Annotated in this window: 22 protein-coding genes; 20 read left to right on the forward strand and 2 right to left on the reverse strand. The window is 48.8% G+C overall.

Annotation, left to right across the window (positions count from 1 at the left end; translation table 11 throughout):
• The first annotated feature begins 8 nt into the window (after positions 1-8).
• The 6 genes from dnaK to NYE37_RS05370 all read left to right on the forward strand — a co-directional run bounded on the left by dnaK (position 9) and on the right by NYE37_RS05370 (position 6,723).
• On the forward strand, positions 9-1,859 hold the full coding sequence (gene dnaK, locus NYE37_RS05345) for a molecular chaperone DnaK (protein ID WP_049720354.1): 1,851 nt from the start codon (positions 9-11) through the stop codon (positions 1,857-1,859).
• 125 nt (positions 1,860-1,984) lie between these two features.
• Entirely contained in the window at positions 1,985-3,106 is a 1,122-nt protein-coding gene (gene dnaJ, locus NYE37_RS05350) for a molecular chaperone DnaJ (RefSeq protein WP_340711858.1), read from the forward strand.
• Between the two features lie 58 nt (positions 3,107-3,164).
• Positions 3,165-4,109: a 50S ribosomal protein L11 methyltransferase gene (gene prmA / locus NYE37_RS05355; protein ID WP_236533724.1), complete on the forward strand. Its 945-nt coding sequence runs from the start codon at positions 3,165-3,167 to the stop codon at positions 4,107-4,109.
• Positions 4,110-4,126: 17 nt separating this feature from the next.
• Positions 4,127-4,873 carry a 16S rRNA (uracil(1498)-N(3))-methyltransferase gene (locus tag NYE37_RS05360; RefSeq protein WP_037994549.1) on the forward strand — a complete coding sequence of 249 codons (747 nt, stop codon included), beginning with the start codon at positions 4,127-4,129 and terminating at the stop codon, positions 4,871-4,873.
• A complete protein-coding gene (mtaB, locus tag NYE37_RS05365) occupies positions 4,870-6,216 on the forward strand; it encodes a tRNA (N(6)-L-threonylcarbamoyladenosine(37)-C(2))-methylthiotransferase MtaB (protein WP_037994545.1) in 1,347 nt (448 codons plus the stop codon). The genes NYE37_RS05360 and mtaB overlap by 4 nt, the downstream gene beginning before the upstream one ends.
• A gap of 78 nt (positions 6,217-6,294) precedes the next feature.
• Positions 6,295-6,723 (forward strand): NUDIX hydrolase, encoded by a 429-nt coding sequence (locus NYE37_RS05370; RefSeq protein ID WP_340711859.1) that lies wholly within the window; start codon positions 6,295-6,297, stop codon positions 6,721-6,723.
• Here the strand turns inward: NYE37_RS05370 and NYE37_RS05375 are convergent.
• Together NYE37_RS05375 and NYE37_RS05380 are read right to left on the reverse strand one after the other, a co-directional pair.
• Entirely contained in the window at positions 6,720-7,658 is a 939-nt protein-coding gene (locus NYE37_RS05375; RefSeq protein WP_037994536.1) for a Na/Pi cotransporter family protein, read from the reverse strand. The two genes, NYE37_RS05370 and NYE37_RS05375, sit on opposite strands and share 4 nt — an antisense overlap.
• Positions 7,659-7,751: 93 nt before the next feature.
• A complete protein-coding gene (locus tag NYE37_RS05380) occupies positions 7,752-8,135 on the reverse strand; it encodes a hypothetical protein (protein WP_037994535.1) in 384 nt (127 codons plus the stop codon).
• 102 nt (positions 8,136-8,237) lie between these two features.
• Between NYE37_RS05380 and NYE37_RS05385 the strand changes: the two genes are divergently transcribed.
• The 14 genes from NYE37_RS05385 (at position 8,238) to era (ending at position 18,639) form a co-directional block, all read left to right on the forward strand.
• Positions 8,238-8,582, forward strand: a complete 345-nt coding sequence (locus tag NYE37_RS05385) for a histidine triad nucleotide-binding protein (protein WP_340711861.1) — start codon at positions 8,238-8,240, stop codon at positions 8,580-8,582.
• 254 nt (positions 8,583-8,836) lie between these two features.
• Positions 8,837-9,010, forward strand: a complete 174-nt coding sequence (gene rpsU, locus NYE37_RS05390; RefSeq protein WP_037994530.1) for a 30S ribosomal protein S21 — start codon at positions 8,837-8,839, stop codon at positions 9,008-9,010.
• A gap of 14 nt (positions 9,011-9,024) precedes the next feature.
• Positions 9,025-9,468, forward strand: coding sequence for a GatB/YqeY domain-containing protein (locus tag NYE37_RS05395; protein ID WP_037994527.1), 444 nt, complete (start codon positions 9,025-9,027; stop codon positions 9,466-9,468).
• Positions 9,469-9,530: 62 nt separating this feature from the next.
• Complete coding sequence (locus NYE37_RS05400; protein WP_049720350.1) at positions 9,531-10,190, forward strand: NfeD family protein; 660 nt, start codon at positions 9,531-9,533, stop codon at positions 10,188-10,190.
• A 15-nt stretch (positions 10,191-10,205) separates the two neighbouring features.
• Positions 10,206-11,195, forward strand: a complete 990-nt coding sequence (floA, locus tag NYE37_RS05405; RefSeq protein WP_369792444.1) for a flotillin-like protein FloA — start codon at positions 10,206-10,208, stop codon at positions 11,193-11,195.
• Positions 11,192-11,374 (forward strand): hypothetical protein, encoded by a 183-nt coding sequence (locus NYE37_RS05410; RefSeq protein ID WP_037994524.1) that lies wholly within the window; start codon positions 11,192-11,194, stop codon positions 11,372-11,374. Before floA ends, NYE37_RS05410 begins: the two co-directional genes overlap by 4 nt.
• Before the next feature lie 131 nt (positions 11,375-11,505).
• Positions 11,506-11,694: an alpha/beta-type small acid-soluble spore protein gene (locus tag NYE37_RS05415; RefSeq protein ID WP_037994523.1), complete on the forward strand. Its 189-nt coding sequence runs from the start codon at positions 11,506-11,508 to the stop codon at positions 11,692-11,694.
• A gap of 131 nt (positions 11,695-11,825) precedes the next feature.
• A complete protein-coding gene (locus tag NYE37_RS05420) occupies positions 11,826-12,083 on the forward strand; it encodes a YabP/YqfC family sporulation protein (RefSeq protein ID WP_037994522.1) in 258 nt (85 codons plus the stop codon).
• Between the two features lie 14 nt (positions 12,084-12,097).
• Positions 12,098-13,309, forward strand: coding sequence for a sporulation protein YqfD (gene yqfD, locus NYE37_RS05425; protein WP_037994520.1), 1,212 nt, complete (start codon positions 12,098-12,100; stop codon positions 13,307-13,309).
• 4 nt (positions 13,310-13,313) lie between these two features.
• Entirely contained in the window at positions 13,314-14,300 is a 987-nt protein-coding gene (locus tag NYE37_RS05430; protein ID WP_049720348.1) for a PhoH family protein, read from the forward strand.
• A gap of 13 nt (positions 14,301-14,313) precedes the next feature.
• The gene (locus tag NYE37_RS05435; protein ID WP_049720347.1) at positions 14,314-16,458 is read left to right on the forward strand and encodes an HD family phosphohydrolase; all 2,145 of its coding nucleotides are present in this window, start codon (positions 14,314-14,316) and stop codon (positions 16,456-16,458) included.
• Positions 16,455-16,925, forward strand: a complete 471-nt coding sequence (ybeY, locus tag NYE37_RS05440) for an rRNA maturation RNase YbeY (RefSeq protein WP_037994518.1) — start codon at positions 16,455-16,457, stop codon at positions 16,923-16,925. Before NYE37_RS05435 ends, ybeY begins: the two co-directional genes overlap by 4 nt.
• A gap of 17 nt (positions 16,926-16,942) precedes the next feature.
• Positions 16,943-17,632, forward strand: coding sequence for a diacylglycerol kinase (locus NYE37_RS05445; protein ID WP_340711862.1), 690 nt, complete (start codon positions 16,943-16,945; stop codon positions 17,630-17,632).
• Positions 17,633-17,733: 101 nt separating this feature from the next.
• Complete coding sequence (gene era / locus NYE37_RS05450; protein ID WP_340711863.1) at positions 17,734-18,639, forward strand: GTPase Era; 906 nt, start codon at positions 17,734-17,736, stop codon at positions 18,637-18,639.
• Positions 18,640-18,720 lie beyond the last annotated feature (81 nt).

An 18,720-nucleotide genomic window follows, 5' to 3' on the forward strand; every position in this document is an offset into this window, starting at 1 on the left:
AGCAGTTTATGGGTAAAGTGATTGGAATTGATTTGGGTACAACCAACTCATGTGTCGCGTTTATGGATGGTAAAGAAGCGGTGGTCATTGCCAATGCGGAGGGAGGGCGCACCACTCCTTCGGTTGTCGGCTTTTCGAAAACCGGGGAACGTTTGATCGGGGAAGCTGCAAAACGGCAAGCAATCACCAACCCGGACAAAACCATTGTTTCGATCAAACGTCACATGGGAACGGACTATAAAGTGGACATTGACGGAAAAAAATATACTCCGCAAGAAATCTCGGCGATGATCCTGCAAAAGCTGAAACAAGACGCTGAAAGCTACCTGGGGGAAGAAGTCACGCAAGCGGTCATTACCGTGCCGGCTTATTTTAATGACAGTCAACGTCAAGCCACCAAAGATGCGGGAAAAATTGCCGGGCTTGAAGTGCTTCGGATCATTAACGAGCCGACGGCCGCCGCGCTTGCTTATGGTTTGGACAACACCGATGATCAAAAAGTTTTGGTGTTTGACCTCGGTGGAGGAACCTTTGACGTTTCCATCTTGGAATTAGGCGATGGGGTTTTTGAAGTTTTGGCCACCAGCGGAGACAACCAATTGGGTGGGGACGACTTCGACCAAGTGATCATGGATTATCTGATCGAAGAGTTCCAAAAAGAAAACGGAATTGATTTGCGGAAAGATCCCAATCACACCCAAGTGATGCAACGTCTGAAAAATGAAGCGGAAAAAGCGAAAAAAGACTTGTCCGGTGTGTTGACCACGACGATTTCCCTGCCGTTTTTGACCGCTGATGAAACCGGACCGAAACACTTGGAAGTCACCTTGACCAGAGCGAAATTTGAAGAGCTGAGCGCGGATTTGATTGAAAGAACGATGGTTCCGACTCGCCAAGCTTTGAATGATGCCGGATTGAAACCGGAAGACATTGACCGGGTTCTCTTGGTAGGGGGATCGACACGGATTCCGGCCGTTCAGGAAGCCATTAAAAAATTGATCGGAAAAGAACCCAGCAAAGGGGTCAATCCGGATGAAGTGGTGGCCATGGGTGCGGCCATTCAAGGCGGTGTCTTGTCCGGCGATGTGAAAGACGTTGTTCTTCTGGATGTCACCCCGCTTTCCCTTGGAATCGAAACCCTCGGTGGCGTCTTCACCAAATTGATTGAACGGAATACGACCATCCCGACGGAGAAATCTCAAATCTTCTCCACTGCCGCCGACAACCAAACCACGGTGGATATTCACGTTCTGCAAGGGGAACGGGAAATGGCAGCGGACAACAAAACATTGGGACGTTTCCAATTGACCGACATTCCGCCGGCACCTCGCGGCATCCCGCAAATCGAAGTCACCTTCAAAATTGATGCAAACGGGATTGTCAATGTATCGGCGAAAGATAAAGCAACCGGAAAAAGTCAAGCCATCACCATTCAATCTTCCAGCGGTTTGTCCGACGAAGAGATTGAACGGATGGTGAAAGATGCCGAATTGCATGCGGAAGAGGATAAAAAACGAAAAGAAAAAGTGGAGCTTCGTAACAAAGCCGACCAGCTGATTTTCACCACGGACAAAACCTTGAAAGATCTTGGCGACAAAGTGGACGCCGGAGATAAAGACAAGGCGGAAAAAGCCAAAGATGAGTTGAAAAAAGCCTTGGAAAAAGATGACGACGAAGCCATCAAAAAAGGCATTGAAGAACTGGAACAAGCCGTACAACAACTTTCCATCAAACTGTACGAACAAATGCAACAACAAAGTGCCCAACAAAGCCAAGGGGGCAGTGACAACTCCGGTCAGAAGAAAGATGACAATGTCGTGGAAGCCGAATACGAAGAAGTGAAAGAGGATGAGAAGTAAGGAGGAGCAGGAAGAGTTCTCCTCGACTGGAAAGTCAGCGTCGGGGCTCTGCCTTGAGTTGACTTTCCCTTTTTTTGTGAAAGGTCAAAACCAAATCGTTTCATCAATGAAGGGGAGGTGACCCGGTGAGCAAGCGCGATTATTATGAGGTGCTTGGCGTGAGTCGTGATGCCTCGGAAAGCGAGATACGGAAAGCCTATCGGAAATTGGCGCGTAAATACCACCCGGATGTAAACAAAGAAAAAGATGCGGAACAGAAATTTAAAGAGATTAAAGAAGCTTATGAAGTCTTGAGCGATCCGCAGAAAAAGGCACAATATGACCGCTTTGGACATGCCGATCCCAACCAGGGGTTCGGGGGGGCTGGCGGTTTTGAAGCCGATTTTGGTTTTGGAGACATTTTTGACATGTTTTTCGGCGGCGGCCGCCGCAGCACCAATCCGCATGCTCCCCGCAAAGGGGCTGATTTGGAATACCGTTTGACAGTGGAGTTTAAAGATGCGGTTTTTGGGAAAAATGTGGAAGTGGCGATTCCGCGAACCGAAACGTGTGAAAAATGTCATGGTTCCGGGGCCAAACCCGGAACCCAACCGGAAACCTGTTCCACCTGTCAAGGAACCGGTCAATCCGAAGTGGTGCAAAATACGCCTTTCGGCCGCATTGTGAACCGGCGGATTTGTCAGGTATGTAACGGATCGGGTAAAATCATCCGTGAAAAATGCAACGGATGTTCCGGAACCGGCCAAGTGAAACGGAAAAAGAAAATCAACGTCAAAATTCCTGCCGGGATTCATGAAGGTGCCCAACTGCGCGTGAGCGGGGAGGGAGAACCCGGCCAAAACGGCGGACCGGCAGGGGACTTATACATTACCGTTTATATCAAACCGCATGAATTCTTCAAAAGAGAAGGTGACGATTTGGTCTGTGAACTGCCGATCACCTTTGGACAGGCTGCATTGGGAGATGAAGTGATCGTCCCCACCTTAAACGGCCGTGCCAAACTGAAAGTTCCTGCCGGCACACAGACCGGAACCGAGTTTCGCCTTCGCGGAAAAGGTGTTCCCCGTTTACGCGGATACGGGGAAGGGGATTTGCGCGTGAAAGTCCGTGTGGTCACACCAACCAAATTGACGGAGGAACAAAAAGAAGCCTTGCGCCATTTCAGCCATTTATGCGGCGAATATATCAAACAAGAACAAAGCACGAACTTTTTCGATAAGATGAAACAGGCATTTCGAGGCGAGTAAAGAGGGAAACGGGCAATTTCGCCCGTTTTTTCTTTGAGGTGAAGGGAGCAATGAGCGGATGGATTGGCTGGAAGTGAGTGTCCGTACAAGCCACGAGTCGGCAGAAGCCATCAGTGAATTCTTACAGGAGATGGGGGCCGACGGGGTTGCCATAGAAGATTCGAACGTCTTGAATCAGGATTTTGAAAAGCGTTATGGGGAAATCATCGAATTGACCCCGGAGGATTATCCGGAAGAGGGCGTGGTCATCAAAGCTTATTTGTCTGATTTGCAATCGGTCGATCCGGAAATCCTGAAAAAAAGAATCAAGGAGAAATTGGAATCGCTGAAGCAATACGGATTGTCCCCCGGGCAAGGGTTGGTGGGGATCCGAAGCATGAGTGAACAGTCTTGGGAAAATGAATGGAAAACATACTACAAGCCGGTCCGGGTGACGGATACGATCACCATCAAGCCGGTGTGGGAGGATTATCAGCCGGAAAGCCCGGATGAAAAAATCGTCCGGCTGGATCCCGGAATGGCCTTTGGAACCGGGACGCATCCGACAACCAAACTGTGTATCCAGTGTTTGGAAAAATATTTGCCGCGCGATGCCAAGGTGATAGATGTGGGATGCGGAAGCGGCATTTTAAGCATTGTATCCGCCATGCTCGGTGCGAAAAACGTTTTGGCGTTGGATTATGATCCCCTGGCCGTGGAAAAGGCAAAAGAAAACATTGGTCTCAATCCAATCGAAAGCGGGATCCGGGTGGAAAAAGGCGATTTGTTAAAAGGGGTGTCCCAAACGGCGGATGTTGTCGTCGGCAATCTGTTGGCCGAATTGATTCTGCCGATGGTTCCGGATTTGCCGCGTGTCTTGGTGCCCGGCGGCATTTTTATCGGCTCGGGGATTATTGAAGAAAAAGCCGATGCAGTGGAACAGTCTCTGGTTTCGTGTGGGCTTCAAGTGCTGGAAAAGATTCATATGGATGGCTGGGTAGCCATTGTGGCAAAAAAATGGTAAAATGGCAGGAGTGTCAAATGCAAAGATATTTTGTATCCGAAGACGCATTTCAAGGTGAATTCGTTTGGTTAACAGGGGAAGAAGTGCACCACATTCGCAACGTGATGCGGTTTCAGCCCAATGATCAAATCATTGTCTGTAAAGAAGATGGAATGGATTATCTGTGCTCCATTTCGGAAATCAACCGCAACGAAATCCTTTGCGAAGTGGTGGAAAAACGGCCTTCGAAAGGAGAGCCGAAAACTAGGATTACTGTTGCCCCTTCTTTGGTGAGAAGCAATAAACTCGAATGGATCATACAAAAGGGGACCGAAATCGGTGCTGTTTCCTTTCAGCCCTTTTGTTCTGAACGTTCATTGATCCATATAGATGATAAAAAGGAAAGAAAGAAGCGGGAGCGTTGGCAACGGATTGCAAAGGAAGCGGCCGAACAGTCGCATCGCGGCAAAGTGCCGGCTGTCTTGCCTGCTTTGTCATGGAAAGAATTTCTCGCTGAGATGGAAAGGTTTCCGCTTGTTCTCATCGCGTATGAAAAAGGGGGAGTCCCCATCCGTCAAGCGATGGCCGGCTCGCAAGCGGATGAAATCATGCTTGTGACCGGACCGGAAGGCGGGTTTACTGAAGCCGAAATCGATGAGGCCAAAGCAAGGGGAGCCGTGCCGGTCACATTGGGAAACCGGATTCTCAGAGCCGAGACAGCACCGCTGGTTGCTCTTTCTTGCATATTGTTTGCAAGACATGAATTGGGAGGTGAAACACAGTGAAAACGGTGGCTTTTCATACGTTGGGTTGTAAAGTGAATGCCTATGAAACCGAAGCCATCTGGCAAATGTTTAAAAAAGCGGATTACAAACGGGTGGAATTTGAAGAGGAAGCCGATGTTTATGTGATCAACACTTGTACGGTCACCAATACGGGAGACCGGAAAAGCCGGCAAATGATCCGCCGGGCGATCCGGCGCAATCCTGACGCGGTCATCGCGGTGACCGGTTGCTATGCCCAAACCTCCCCTGCCGAAGTGGCTGCGATTCCCGGGGTGGATGTCGTGGTCGGGACACAAGGGCGCGAAAAGCTGATCGATTATGTGGAACAATACATGCGGGAACGTGAACCGATCAACGCTGTGGGGAACATCATGAAGCAACGCAAGTTTGAAGAATTGGATGTGCCCACGTTTTCGGACCAAACCCGGGCATATCTCAAAATCCAGGAAGGATGCAACAACTTTTGCACGTTCTGCATTATTCCCTGGGCGAAAGGGTTGTCCCGCAGCCGTCAGCCTGAAAATGTCCTGAAACAAGCGCGCCAGTTGGTGGATGCCGGTTATAAAGAGATTGTCCTGACCGGTATTCACACAGGTGGTTACGGGGATGACTTTGAAGATTACAAGCTGGCTGACTTGTTGTGGGATTTGGATAAAATTGAAGGGTTGAAAAGAATCCGGATCAGTTCCATTGAAGCCAGCCAGATCGATGACCGGGTGATCGAGGTGTTGAACGCATCCGAAAAAATGTGCCGCCACCTGCATATTCCGTTGCAGGCGGGAGATGACGCCGTGTTAAAACGGATGCGCCGCAAATATACGACAGAAGAATACAGGGAAAAAATCATGAAGTTGCATGAAGCCATGCCGGATGTGGCGATCACCACCGACGTGATTGTCGGCTTCCCGGGAGAAACGGAAGAACAATTTGAGCGCGGATACCGTTTTATTGAAGACTTGAAAATGTATCAGCTGCATGTCTTCCCATACTCCAAAAGAACCGGAACCCCCGCCGCCCGCATGCCGGACCAAGTGCCGGAAGAAGTGAAACACGAACGGGTCCGCAAGCTTATTGAACTGTCCAAACGGTTGACGGTGGAGTATGCCCGGCGTTTTGTGGGCGAAGTGGTGGAAGTGATTCCGGAACAACCGTTTAAAGAGGACCCGGACAGCGGGCTTTATATGGGTTATTCGGATAACTACCTGCAAGTGGTTTTCCCGGCTGATCCCGAATGGGTTGGAAAAGTTTGCCGGGTGAAAATTGATCGTGTTGATCCGGAGTATTGTTACGGCACTTTCGTGCGTGTGGTGGATGAAGTGCCCCGTCCGGCCAGGGTTGGTTGAGGTCGGGATGGAAAAAGGTTGTTAACCGGTCGGGGTTGACAACCTTTTTTCTTACCTTTTTTTAAAGGAGGAAGGAAGTTGAAAGAGATTTCTGCAGGCGGTGTTGTGTTTCGGGAAAAGCACGGAAGATACGAGATTTTGATGATTAAAGACCGTTTTGAACATTGGACGTTGCCGAAAGGAAAACAAGAGCCGGGCGAAACCGTTGAGGAAACAGCCTTGAGGGAAATCGAAGAGGAAACGGGGATCAAAGGGGAAATTCTGCGTCCCCTGGTGACCGTGCAGTATACATATGAACATCCGCAGCACGGGGAAACGGACAAGGTTGTGCACTATTTTTTGGTGAAAGCGATGGACGGAACAGAATCCCCTCAGTTGGAAGAGATAGATGATGTCACATGGCTCACGGTGAAAGAAGCGTTGTCAAGACAAGCGCTTCACGGCTATTCGAATAATCAGGAGGTCATGGATCAGGCAGTTGATTTCCTGACCAATGAGTGCGGTTAAAAGCTTGCTTTTTCGGGAACCAGACGGGTGATAAAGCGGGCGAATTGGTCGCAAAACGGAAGCACCGCGATGGAACAAATGAGATTGAACAAGGTCTGAATGTGGGCGATTTGCGTTGCCGGATCTCCGGACAAATACGGAGCCAGCCGGGCGATGACCGGTATGAACGGGGTGAACAAGATGGCGCCTGCCACATTTAAGATCAGATGGGAAAGGGCGACTTGTTTGGCGGCAGGGATGGTGCGGATGGACGCCATGAGTGCTGTGACGCAGGTGCCGATGTTGCTTCCGAACACAACGGCAATGGCAAAAGGAAGCGGAATCACCTGGGCGGCATAAAATCCCATGGCCATGGCGATGCAGGCGCTGCTGCTGTGAATCAGCGCCGTAACCAGGATGCCTGCGGCAAGACCCGAAACAATGGGGTTTCCGCCGTGATGGATGAGCCAGGAAACCCATCCTTGTTCCTTCAGGGATTCCGTGATGCTTTGCATCCATTCGATTCCCCAAAAGATGGCTCCAAATCCGAGACAGACCGAGCCGGTGTTTTTGAGGAACGGATTGGAAAGCAAAGTGAGGCCGCCGCCGATGACCAACAGCGGAATGGCAAAATCTTCGATTTTCAAGGCCAGGATTTGGGTGGTGATGGTGGTTCCCACATTGCTTCCCAGGATGATTCCCAACGATTGGGAAAAAGTGAGCATACCGGCATTGACGAAACCGATGGTCAACACCGTCACGGCACTGCTGGACTGCAAAAAAGCGGTGGTGACCGTTCCGGTCCAAAAACTGCGCACCGGTGTTTTCGTGAATCGCAGCAACACGGACTGCAAGCGGTCACGGGCCAGGTTTTCCAAGCCTGTCCGCATCTTGGAAAGTCCCCATAAAAAAATAAAAAGACCAAACCCGAACGGAACCAACAATTGAATCGGCATCGGCTTGTTTCCCTCCTTGATTTGATTTATATGTGGACATGCGGAGGGAATGACCGATAAAATAAATAAAAGCCCTGCAACAGGGCTGGCGCATTATGCTTTTCTTTCTTCCGGTGCTGTTTCAACGGACAGGTCGCCCGGCTTTTCCCGGGGATGTTTCGGGATGAACGGGGGAGCGTCAAACCCGGTGAAGTCTGGGCGGTACAATTCCGGAAAGCCGGGCAAAGCACGTGCATGTTCTGAGCGGGTTTGGACCGGTGCCAGTTCCGGTGTCCCGAAAATGGCCCAAGTGCCCGTATGGGGATCTTCCGCCATGCGCGGCGGTTTGATGGACGGCCCGTCTTCCATTTGTTCCGGCAGCGAAGCGGAATTGTTTTCCTTTTTTGACTCCGCAAAGAATTGGCTCAGTTCTTCCCGGACGATTTTCCGGATCAGTTTCCGCAGTTGCGATGCCGATGGATGATTGCGTTGTGTCATGGTTTTCACCCCTTTTTTCCTTTCAGGCTGATATAGTGTATGTCAAACGGGAAAAATGGGTGAATACATAGATTGCCCTGAAAAAGTAGGGAGGGAACTTGTATGGCGGATTGCATTTTTTGCCAAATCGTGGAAGGGAAAATGCCTTCCAAAAAAGTGTACGAAGATGAATATGTTTACGCTTTTCATGACATTTCCCCGGCTGCTCCGACGCACATTTTGGTCATTCCGAAAAAACATATTCCGACGATCATGGACTTGAAGGAAGAAGACCAGATGCTGGCAGGGGAAGTGATGGCGGCAATTCAAAAAATTGCAAAAGAGTATCATTTGGATGAAAGAGGATTTCGGATTGTAAACAATGTCGGAAAAGAAGGCGGACAAACCGTCTATCACATTCATTTCCATTTGTTGGGTGGACGGACCCTGACCTGGCCTCCGGGTTGATTTTGACAGGAACCATTCTTATAAGATATAATATAAAATGATTATTTGTGTCTCCAACGGTGGTTCTCAGACGACTGTCTTGGAACCTTATTTTGGGCATCGTTGGCTGATTTTTTGAGCAGGTGTTGTTGTGCTGACCCTCCTCTGGGGGAAGGCCGCTCTCTTGTTTTTTTGCTTGAAATGTGTGGGTCTTTTTCCTTTGTTAGGCTGCCGGCCCAAAGCGGTCTAGCTGACCCGTGGAGGGAGGGAATAGCATGGTTGAAACTCGCGTTCGCAAAAACGAATCACTCGATGCCGCTTTGCGTCGTTTCAAGCGTTCTTGCGCCAAAGACGGGATTTTGGCCGAATACAGAAGACGCGAGCGCTATGAAAAGCCGAGTGTAAAACGCAAAAAGAAGTCGGAAGCGGCACGTAGAAAGCGCCGTTAGTGAGGTGGCATTTTTTGAGTTTGACGAATCAGTTGGATCAAGAGATGAAAATGGCACTGAAAAATAAGGATAAACAAAAATTATCCACCATTCGCATGTTGAAATCAGCGATAAAAAAAGAAGAAATCGATAAAAAGCGTCCGTTAAACGACGATGAAATCATCAGTGTCATCATGCGTGAAGTAAAACAACGCAAAGATTCATTGGCTGAATACAAAGCTGCCGGACGCGATGATTTGGCAGAGAAAGAGCAAGCTGAAATTGACATCCTCTCTGCTTATTTGCCGGAACAAATGTCCGAAGAGGAATTGAAAGCCCTTGTGAAACAAGTCATTGAAGAAGTGGGGGCCGGTTCCAAAGCGGACATGGGCAAAGTGATGAGTGCGATCATGCCCAAAGTGAAGGGACGGGCAGAGGGAAGATTGGTCAATCGAATGGTTCAAGAAGCACTTCAGTAATGATTGCAGCGTGTTTATCCAAACACGCTGTTTTTTGTACCGGGAGGGGAGGGCGAACCGGGATGGAACTATCGGAATTTTTGATGAATCCCGCGGTGATGATGGTTATCCTTACCATCGGGCTCGTGGGTTTGCTGGTGGAGTTGTTTTCCCCGGGAGTCGGGCTTGGAGCGTTCATCGGTTTGGCCAGTTTTGCCGTTTTTTTCGGGACTTATATTCATGCCGGAACGGCCGGTGCAACCGAACCGTTGCTTTTTATCGCCGGAATCATTCTGATCTTGTTGGAAATTTTTTTGCCGACACTGGGGATTGTTGGAACAATTGGTTTGATTTTGGTGGCGGTTTCCATTTTCAATGCCGTTCCCATATTGAGCGAGGCCATTTGGATCGTGGCCGGAGCGGTCCTGCTCACGGCGGTGATCGTGTGGATCTTGATCCGTTTTTTGGGATGGGAAGTGAAATGGAACCGAGTGGTGCTCCGATCGTCTCAATCCAATGAGGAAGGGTATACGTCTTCAAAAGACCGGAACGAATTGCTCGGGCAAGTCGGAATCACTTTGACTCCGTTGCGCCCGTCCGGTTTTGCCAAGTTTGGCGATCGGAAGGAAGATGTTGTCAGTGAAGGAGAAATTATATCAAGAGGAGAAGAGGTAAAGGTTATTCATGTTGAAGGAATGCGTGTGGTTGTGAAGCGTGTGAAGGATTTGGATTCTGACCATTAACAACAAAAAGGAGAAATGGGTATGGATTTTGGTTCGTTGTTTTCGGTTATCTTGATTATCATCGCGATTTCCCTGTTTTTTTCCTTTGTTCCGGTCATGCTGTGGATCACGGCCATGGCCTCGGGGGTTTACATCGGTTTGACCACCCTGATCGGTATGCGGTTGCGCCGGATTACTCCTGCCCGCATTGTCAATCCGTTGATCAAGGCGCGTAAAGCCGGATTGAATGTGGATATTTCCCAATTGGAAACGCATTATTTGGCAGGCGGAAACGTGGATCGTGTGGTGGATGCTTTGATTGCGGCACAACGTGCCAATATCGACCTGGTGTTTGAACGGGCGGCGGCCATTGATTTGGCTGGACGGGACGTGCTGGAAGCCGTGCAGATGAGCGTCAACCCCAAAGTGATTGAAACCCCGGAAGTTTCTGCAGTTTGTAAAGACGGAATCGAAGTCAAGGTGATTGCGCGGGTGACGGTGCGTGCCAACATCGACCGTTTGGTCGGAGGCGCCGGTGAAGAAACCATCATTGCCCGCGTGGGGGAAGGGATTGTCACCACCAACGGATCGGCGGAAAACCACAAAGAAGTATTGGAAAATCCCGACATGATCTCCAACACTGTTTTAAGCAAAGGTTTGGATGCAGGGACAGCGTTTGAAATCTTGTCCATTGACATTGCGGATGTCGATATCGGAAAAAACATCGGCGCTTCTTTGCAAATTGACCAAGCCGAAGCGGACAAGAAGATTGCCCAGGCGAAAGCCGAAGAACGGAGGGCCATGGCGGTGGCCGCGGAACAGGAAATGAAAGCACGCGTTCAAGAGATGAAAGCCAAAGTGATCGAGGCGGAGTCCCAGGTTCCATTGGCTTTGGCCGAAGCGTTGCGTTCCGGAAAAATGGGCTTTATGGATTATTACATGTTGCAAAATATTGAAGCCGACACCAAAATGCGCCGTTCCCTGCGCGGAGATGACCTCAAGGAGAATGGTGGAGATAAAGAATGATTTTTGAAGAAGTGAAGGAGAAGGTGGAAGGGAATCAGAGAGAGGAGACAAAAAATGATCCGGAGGCATCGCTTTGGCTGACCCGTTCCGAGCTTCGCCGGGGATTTTTGATGAGTGAAATTTTGGGAGCGCCCCGGGCCTTGAAACCATTTTCCTGGGTCCGGTATCGCCGCTTTTAATGCATATCAAACAAAAAGTCCGTTCCTTGCGGGGGAACGGACTTTTCTTTTTTATCCCAACCAAGGAAATAAATCTCTGTCATGGATTCAATCCGTACACTCATACTAAAAAAACAAAGGAGGTGAAGAAGGTGGCCAACCGTTCCAACCGATTGCTCGTTCCCGGTGCCCGGCAGGTCTTAAACCAGTTCAAAGAAGAAATTGCTTCGGAATTCGGAGTGAAGTTGGGCTCTGACACGGCGGCCCGTGCCAATGGTTCCGTCGGCGGTGAGATCACGAAACGGCTCATTTCGCAAGCGCAAAAACAATTGAATGAATAAACGGGTTGACAAGCATGGGTGATTCACGGTTCCCATGCTTTTTTGGTTGGAAGGAACGAAACATAACGGAGTACATCGAAGCATAAGGATGGTACAAAAGAAGGGGCGGGTGGAGAGGAAGGCTGAAAACCATGCGCAAATGGGCTTCGGATTGGTTGGATTTACCGGTTCATGTGGCAAGTGATGCTCCGCGGATTGAGATCATCGGCTCAATGACCATGCAAGTGGAAAATTATCAGGAGATTGAGAAATTTAACGCCGATGAATTGTTGCTAAAGACAAAAACCGGAATTTTGAAGATCGAAGGAAAGCAATTAAAAATCAAAGCCATTCAGCCTGAAGTGGTATGGGTTGAAGGAAAAATTCAGGGCTTTCAATTTCAGGAATAAGAGGAGGACCCGGCGTGTCATCCAACATCTTACCATCCAATTTCAAAGGAAAAATCGAATGTATTTGCGAAGGGGAGCATTTGACTTCTTTGCTAAACCAAGCGGTTCAGCAGGGGATGGAACTGGAAAATATCGAATGGCTGGACGGGCATCGCATCCGGTTAAAAGTGCCACTGTCGGAGTTTCTCTCTTTCTACCGGATTGCGCGTAAATCACGCAACCGGGTGAGGATTGTGAAAAAAGAAGGACTTCCTTTTTTATTAAAGCGCTTGAAAAGGAGGAAGTTCTTCGTTGCGGGCTCTGTTTTGTTTTTTGTCTTGATTCTTTTGTTCACCTCGCTGGTGTGGAATGTGAAAGTGGAAGGGACGGAGAAGATTCCCGTGCAACACGTACAAGCTTTATTAAAAAAAGAAGGCGTGTATCCAGGCCAATGGAAGATGCGTTTGCCGGACCGGGAAGAAGTCCAATACCGTTTGCTGTCCCAACTGCCGCAGGCTTCCTGGGTCGGCGTCCGCGTTGAAGGGACACGGGTGGTGGTGACCGTGGTGGAAAAAAGGGAGAAGGATCCGTCCGGGGAACAAAACGGCGATGCCGGACCCGTGCATTTGGTTGCCACCAAAAACGCATTGATTTACGATCTGAAAGTGGAACGGGGCAATCCGATGGTCGAGGTGAATGATGTCGTCAAAGAAGGCCAAATTTTGGTATCGGGAATTTACGGGGACTTAAATGATTCAAAATCGAAAAAAATAGTGGGTGCAAAGGGAAAAGTATGGGGAGAGGTTTGGTATGAGTCCAGTGTCGAGATTCCGCTCGAACGAAAAAGAAAAGTGTATACGGGACGACGCGAAAAACATGTTTATCCTTATCTGTTTTCCCATGTGATGAAAAATCCTTTTCACAGAAAACCGCCGTATAAATCAACCGAGGTAATGGATCATTTTCACTTTCTGAAGTTGGGCCGGTGGGAACTTCCTGTTGGCTGGGTGGAACGGGAAGAGTTGGAAATGGAGTGGATGAAAGAACGGTTGTCGGTTGATGAAGCCGTTCAGGAAGGACTGGTTCACGCCAAGGAGGATTTACTTAAAAAAACCGGATCGGACGGGCGGATTTTGGGGCAAAAAGTTTTGCAGAAGCGCCAAGAGAATGGTAAAGTTTATTTGAAAGTACACTTTGATGTGATTGAAAATATCGCTAAAATCCAACCGATTCTGCAAGGAGAATGAGCCATTGCAAAATCCACGTGAAGAGAACAAAACCGTAAAAATTCATTTGCGCAACGGGGCGGAAGCCCTGAGCCTTTTTGGCCCCCATGATGCTTATTTGAAACAAATTGAAAGAAACACCAATGCCCAAATCATTTCGCGCGGGGGAGAGGTGCTGATCCAAGGTCGGCCCGGGGACGTTGAAATATTGGAGGAATTGTTCCGGGTACTGATCACCCTCATTCGCCGCGGGATGCAAGTGACCGAAAGGGATGTGGTGTATGCTCACCGCCTGGCGGAACAGGGGATGGCCGATGAATTGCTGGAATTGTACCAGGAAGAAATCGGTGTGACCCAAAAAGGGAAAGCCATCCGGGTCAAAACGTTGGGACAGCGCCATTACGTGACGGCCATTCAAAAATCGGACATTGTTTTTGGTGTGGGTCCGGCCGGAACCGGTAAAACGTTCTTGGCGGTGGTGATGGCCGTGTCGGCACTGAAAGCCCATCGGGTGAAACGGATTGTTTTAACCCGCCCGGCTGTCGAAGCTGGAGAAAATCTGGGCTTTTTGCCCGGGGATCTGCAGGAGAAAGTGGATCCTTATTTGCGTCCGCTTTATGACAGCTTATATACGATGCTGGGCACCGAGCAAATGAATAAAATGATGGAACGGGGGTTGATTGAAGTTGCCCCGTTGGCTTACATGAGGGGACGGACCTTGGAGGATTCGTTTGTGATTTTGGATGAAGCGCAAAACACGACCCCTGAACAGATGAAAATGTTTTTGACCCGTCTGGGGTTTGGTTCCAAAATGGTGGTCACGGGAGATGTGACGCAGATTGATTTGCCGAGAGGCAAAAAGTCCGGTTTGAAAGAAGCCGAACGGATTTTGAAATCGATTCCGGAAATCAGCTTTGTTTATTTGGGACAAGCCGATGTTGTCCGCAATACCTTGGTACAGAAAATCATTGATGCTTATGAAGCCGATTCAAAAGAAGAGGAGAACAGATAAGGAGCCGGTTTCGATGAAAGAGAGCAAAGAACCGACCTCTGGTGTGAGCCATTGGTTTCTTTTAAAGGATTGGAAAACAAGCTGGCGTGTTAAGATTCTGATGTACGCGATCTTCGGGATCGCGTTCTATTTATTGCTGATCCATCATGTGTTGCCCGACCAATATGATATCACCCTCGGGGAGCCCAGTCCGGCAACGGTGGTGTCCCCCGTTACCAAAGTGGATGAATATGCGACCAATCAGGCAAGGAAAAAAGCGGCTGCATCCGTGGAGCCGGTGTACATCAAAGATGATCATTTAACCATGCAGCAAATCGGAAAGATTGATTCCATTTTTGTGATGGCCAAAGAAATTTTGGAGAAGCCGGTCGATGCGGATGAAAAGCGGGAGAAATTAAAAAATGATTTTGAAGCCACTTTTTCCTTGGGGTTTTCAGACGGGTTTTACCAAAAACTGTTGAATGTTTCGCTGAACCGCCTGCAAGTGATTCGTTTGACCGCCCGCCAAATTGTGTCTGAAATCTTACAAGAAGGGGTTCGGGAAGACGAACTGAAAAAAATGCAGGAAAAAGTGGATCAGACCTTATATCTCAGCGTTAACACCCTGAACAATGAAGAGCAGGCCCTGGTGAGTGAACTGGCGAAAAAAAGCCTGGTTGTCAATGAATTTTATGACAAGAATCAGACCGAACAGCAAAAACAGGCTGTACAGGAGGCGGTCAAGCCGATTCCCATCAACAAAGGGCAAATCATCGTCGCTTACGGAGAAGTGGTGACGGATGACCAGTATCGAAAATTGCAAGAATTGGGCCTGCTGAAAAAAGATACCCAATTGCAGACACATCTGGGAATCCTTTTGTTTGTCTTTACCATCATGGGTCTTTTATATTATTACATTTACCGCTTTGATCAGGAAAATCACCATAATAACCGGAACTTGTTGTTGCTGTTTTGCATCTTGCTGCTCACGCTGATCGGGATGAAAGTGGTGTCTTACGGCCAAAATCTCGAATGGAGCAAAATCGGATATCTGGTTCCGGTCGGATTGGGATCCATGCTGATCACTTTATTGCTCAACATACGCTTGTCTTTGATCTGCACGGTCTTTTTGTCGATCTTCTGCAGTGTGTTGTTTAACGGGGATAATCATTTGCTGTTTGATTACCGGTACGGTCTGGTTTCACTGGTGAGCGGGATGACGGCGGCGTTTGCGTTGGGCGATGTGCGAAAAAGAAGCGCCATTTTGAAGGCGGGGCTTATTTCTTCGCTGGCTTCCGTGATTCCGGTGATGGCCATCTGGTTTATGATGCCGGTGGAGGGAACCTTGAATGAATTGTTGCAGTCGATCGGTTTTGCCATGTTGGGCGGGATCTTTTCGGCTGTTTTGACCATGGGTTTTCTCCCCTATTTGGAAACGCTTTTTGGCATTTTGTCCCCGATGCGTCTCATTGAACTCGGAAATCCGAACCATCCGTTGTTGCGAAAGTTGCTGATTCAAAGTCCGGGGACTTACCACCATTCGGTGATGGTCGGAAACTTGTCGGAAGCGGCGGCCGAAGCGATCGGCGCCAACGGATTGCTGGCGAGGGTGGGGGCTTATTATCATGATGTGGGCAAAACCAAACGTCCGCAATTTTTTATCGAAAATCAATTGTCCAAGGAAAATCCCCATGACAAAATATCGCCCAATTTAAGCAAAAGCATTATCATTTCCCATGCCAAAGACGGGGTGGAGTTATTAAAGTCCCACAATATCCCCAAACCGATTCAGGATATCGCCGCCCAACATCACGGAACCACCTTGATCAAATATTTTTATTTTAAAGCCAAAGAACAAATGGAGAATGTGCGTGAAGAAGATTACCGTTACCCCGGGCCCAAAGCACAATTTAAAGAGGCCGCGATTGTCGGAATCTGTGATTGTGTGGAAGCAGCTGTCCGGTCGCTGTCCAGACCGACTCCGTCCCGCATCGAAAACATGGTCAAAAAGATCATTCGGGAGCGGTTGGAGGACGGACAGTTCAATGAATGTGACCTGACCCTGAGGGAGCTTGATTTGATTGAAAAATCGGTTTGCGAAACCTTGCAGGGAATCTTTCATTCGCGCATCGAATATCCGGATGAAACAGGAAATGCCAAAGGAGTCAAGAAAGAATGAGTTTAGTCATCGATTTGCAAGTGGAAACTCCCTTAAACGAAGCCGAACAAGAGTCACTTTCGGTGATATTAAAAGCGCTCCGGGCCGCCGCCCGGGCTGAAAACCTGCCTCCGGCGGATGTGGCGGTCACGGTGGTGGACAATGAACAGATTCATGCGTTGAACAAGGAGTATCGCCAGGTGGACCGTCCCACCGATGTCTTGTCGTTTCCCCTGTGGGAACCGGGGGAGGAATGGGTGATCTCGGAAGAAGAAGAAACCGTGCCGCTCGGGGATATTGTGATTTCTTACCCCAAAGCGAAGGAGCAGGCGGAAGAATACGGCCATTCCCTCGAACGGGAACTGGGCTTTCTGGCCGTACACGGTTTTTTGCATTTGTTGGGATATGATCATGAAACGGCGGAAGAAGAAAAGGAAATGTTCCAAAGACAGGAGGAGATCTTACAGCAAGCAGGTTTGCACCGGTAAAAGGGAGGATGTCTTTCATGAAAGTGACCAAACTGTTACGCAGTTTTGTCTACGCTTTGGAAGGATTAAAATACACGATTGTGACGCAACGGAACATGCGGTTTCATTTTTTGGTGGCATTGGGGGTTCTTTTGCTGAGCCTCACGCTCCCGATGAACAAAGTGGAAGTTCTGGTCTTGTTTGTCGCAATCGTCCTCGTCCTGTTTGCTGAATTGATTAATACGGCCATTGAAGCCGTCGTCGATATGGTCACCGGTGAGTATCATCCGCTTGCCAAAGTGGCCAAAGATGTCGCAGCCGGTGCGGTGCTTCTTACCGCCGGATTTGCCGTGATCATCGGAATCAGTGTTTTTTATCCGCATCTGGATGCTTTGTTTACCCTGGCCATCAACCAAAAGACGATTCCGGCCAATATCAGTCTTGCAGTCATCATTGTGTTTGACTTTTTCCTCACGCTTTTCATAAAGGGCTGGTTGCAACGTATGGATCGTGGAAGTTGGGAGCCCAGTATGGTTGCATCCATTGCCGGTTGTGTTTCGGTATTACTGATCGGTGTCATCGGTCATTTTTTGATCACCTTATTGGTCCTTGTGCTTTTTGCCATGTTGATCGGCACCCGCCTCCGCTTCCGTTCTTCGCGGAAACCGGTGTTTTTTGGCGTCTGCCTGGGGATTTTGGTGGCCCTGATTGGCGCGCAGTTCTTGTAAGAACCGGCCGTTTCCGGTGAAAATAGATAAAGAAAAAGACCATTGCTTGGCAACCATTCTTTACAAGAAGGGCCAAGCAATTTTTGAAAGGGGATATTGACTTGGGAAGTGAATTTCGTTCAGGATTTGTAGCCTTGATCGGGCGACCGAATGTGGGAAAATCGACTTTGATGAATCATGTGATCGGGCAAAAGATCACCATTATGTCCGACAAACCGCAAACCACCCGCAACAAGATCCGGGGGGTTTACACCGAAGAAAACGGACAAATTGTTTTCCTGGATACACCGGGGATTCACAAGCCGCAATCCAAATTGGGGGAAATGCTGGTCAGGGCATCGCACAATGCCTTGGAAGAAGTGGATTTGATCCTGTTTCTGGTGGATGCGGTCGCAGGAAAAGGTCCCGGGGATGAATTTATCATGAACCATTTAAAGGATGTCAAAACACCTGTTTTTTTGGTTGTCAATAAAATCGACCAGGTGCATCCGGATGATCTGTTGCCGCTCATTGACAAATACCGCAAAGATTTTTCGTTTGCGGAAGTGGTGCCGATTTCGGCGCTGAACGGAAATAATACGGGAACGCTGATCCAACAGGTTTTTCAGTATTTGCCGCAAGGGCCGAAATATTATCCGTCCGACCAGGTGACCGATCATCCCGAACGGTTTATCGTCAGTGAATTAATCCGGGAAAAAGTCCTCGAACTGACCCGGGAAGAGATTCCGCATTCGGTGGCGGTCGTTGTCGAGGAAATGAAGCGGAGACCCGGGAAGGACATCGTGGATGTGTTGGCAACGATATATGCTGAGCGGCCTTCACAAAAAGGCATCCTGATCGGAAAAAAAGGAGCCTTGCTGAAAGAAGTCGGCACGCGTGCCCGGGTTGAAATCGAGCGTTTGCTGGGTGTGAAGATTTTCCTTGATTTGTGGGTCAAAGTGAAAAAAGACTGGACCAATGAAGATATCATGTTGCGTCAACTGGGTTACACGGAAGAAGAGATCTGAAAAAATGACAAATTTTCCTTCTTATACTCTCCCGCTCAAAAGGTCATCCTAAAGTTGTAAAATACGGAAAGGGTGATACTG

It is taken from the genome of Thermoactinomyces sp. FSL K6-2592 (assembly GCF_038006465.1).
GTDB classification, from domain to species: Bacteria; Bacillota; Bacilli; order Thermoactinomycetales; family Thermoactinomycetaceae; genus Thermoactinomyces; species Thermoactinomyces vulgaris.

What these genes read in the sequence shown, in the direction of transcription:
- dnaK (WP_049720354.1), top strand. Translation starts at nt 9, where the DNA reads ATGGGTAAAGTGATTGGAATTGATTTGGGTACAACCAACTCATGTGTC.
- prmA (WP_236533724.1), top strand. Translation starts at nt 3,165, where the DNA reads ATGGATTGGCTGGAAGTGAGTGTCCGTACAAGCCACGAGTCGGCAGAA.
- NYE37_RS05360 (WP_037994549.1), top strand. Translation starts at nt 4,127, where the DNA reads ATGCAAAGATATTTTGTATCCGAAGACGCATTTCAAGGTGAATTCGTT.
- NYE37_RS05375 (WP_037994536.1), bottom strand. Translation starts at nt 7,658, where the DNA reads ATGCCGATTCAATTGTTGGTTCCGTTCGGGTTTGGTCTTTTTATTTTT.
- NYE37_RS05380 (WP_037994535.1), bottom strand. Translation starts at nt 8,135, where the DNA reads ATGACACAACGCAATCATCCATCGGCATCGCAACTGCGGAAACTGATC.
- NYE37_RS05385 (WP_340711861.1), top strand. Translation starts at nt 8,238, where the DNA reads ATGGCGGATTGCATTTTTTGCCAAATCGTGGAAGGGAAAATGCCTTCC.
- rpsU (WP_037994530.1), top strand. Translation starts at nt 8,837, where the DNA reads ATGGTTGAAACTCGCGTTCGCAAAAACGAATCACTCGATGCCGCTTTG.
- NYE37_RS05400 (WP_049720350.1), top strand. Translation starts at nt 9,531, where the DNA reads ATGGAACTATCGGAATTTTTGATGAATCCCGCGGTGATGATGGTTATC.
- floA (WP_369792444.1), top strand. Translation starts at nt 10,206, where the DNA reads ATGGGTATGGATTTTGGTTCGTTGTTTTCGGTTATCTTGATTATCATC.
- NYE37_RS05410 (WP_037994524.1), top strand. Translation starts at nt 11,192, where the DNA reads ATGATTTTTGAAGAAGTGAAGGAGAAGGTGGAAGGGAATCAGAGAGAG.
- NYE37_RS05420 (WP_037994522.1), top strand. Translation starts at nt 11,826, where the DNA reads ATGCGCAAATGGGCTTCGGATTGGTTGGATTTACCGGTTCATGTGGCA.
- NYE37_RS05435 (WP_049720347.1), top strand. Translation starts at nt 14,314, where the DNA reads ATGAAAGAGAGCAAAGAACCGACCTCTGGTGTGAGCCATTGGTTTCTT.
- ybeY (WP_037994518.1), top strand. Translation starts at nt 16,455, where the DNA reads ATGAGTTTAGTCATCGATTTGCAAGTGGAAACTCCCTTAAACGAAGCC.
- NYE37_RS05445 (WP_340711862.1), top strand. Translation starts at nt 16,943, where the DNA reads ATGAAAGTGACCAAACTGTTACGCAGTTTTGTCTACGCTTTGGAAGGA.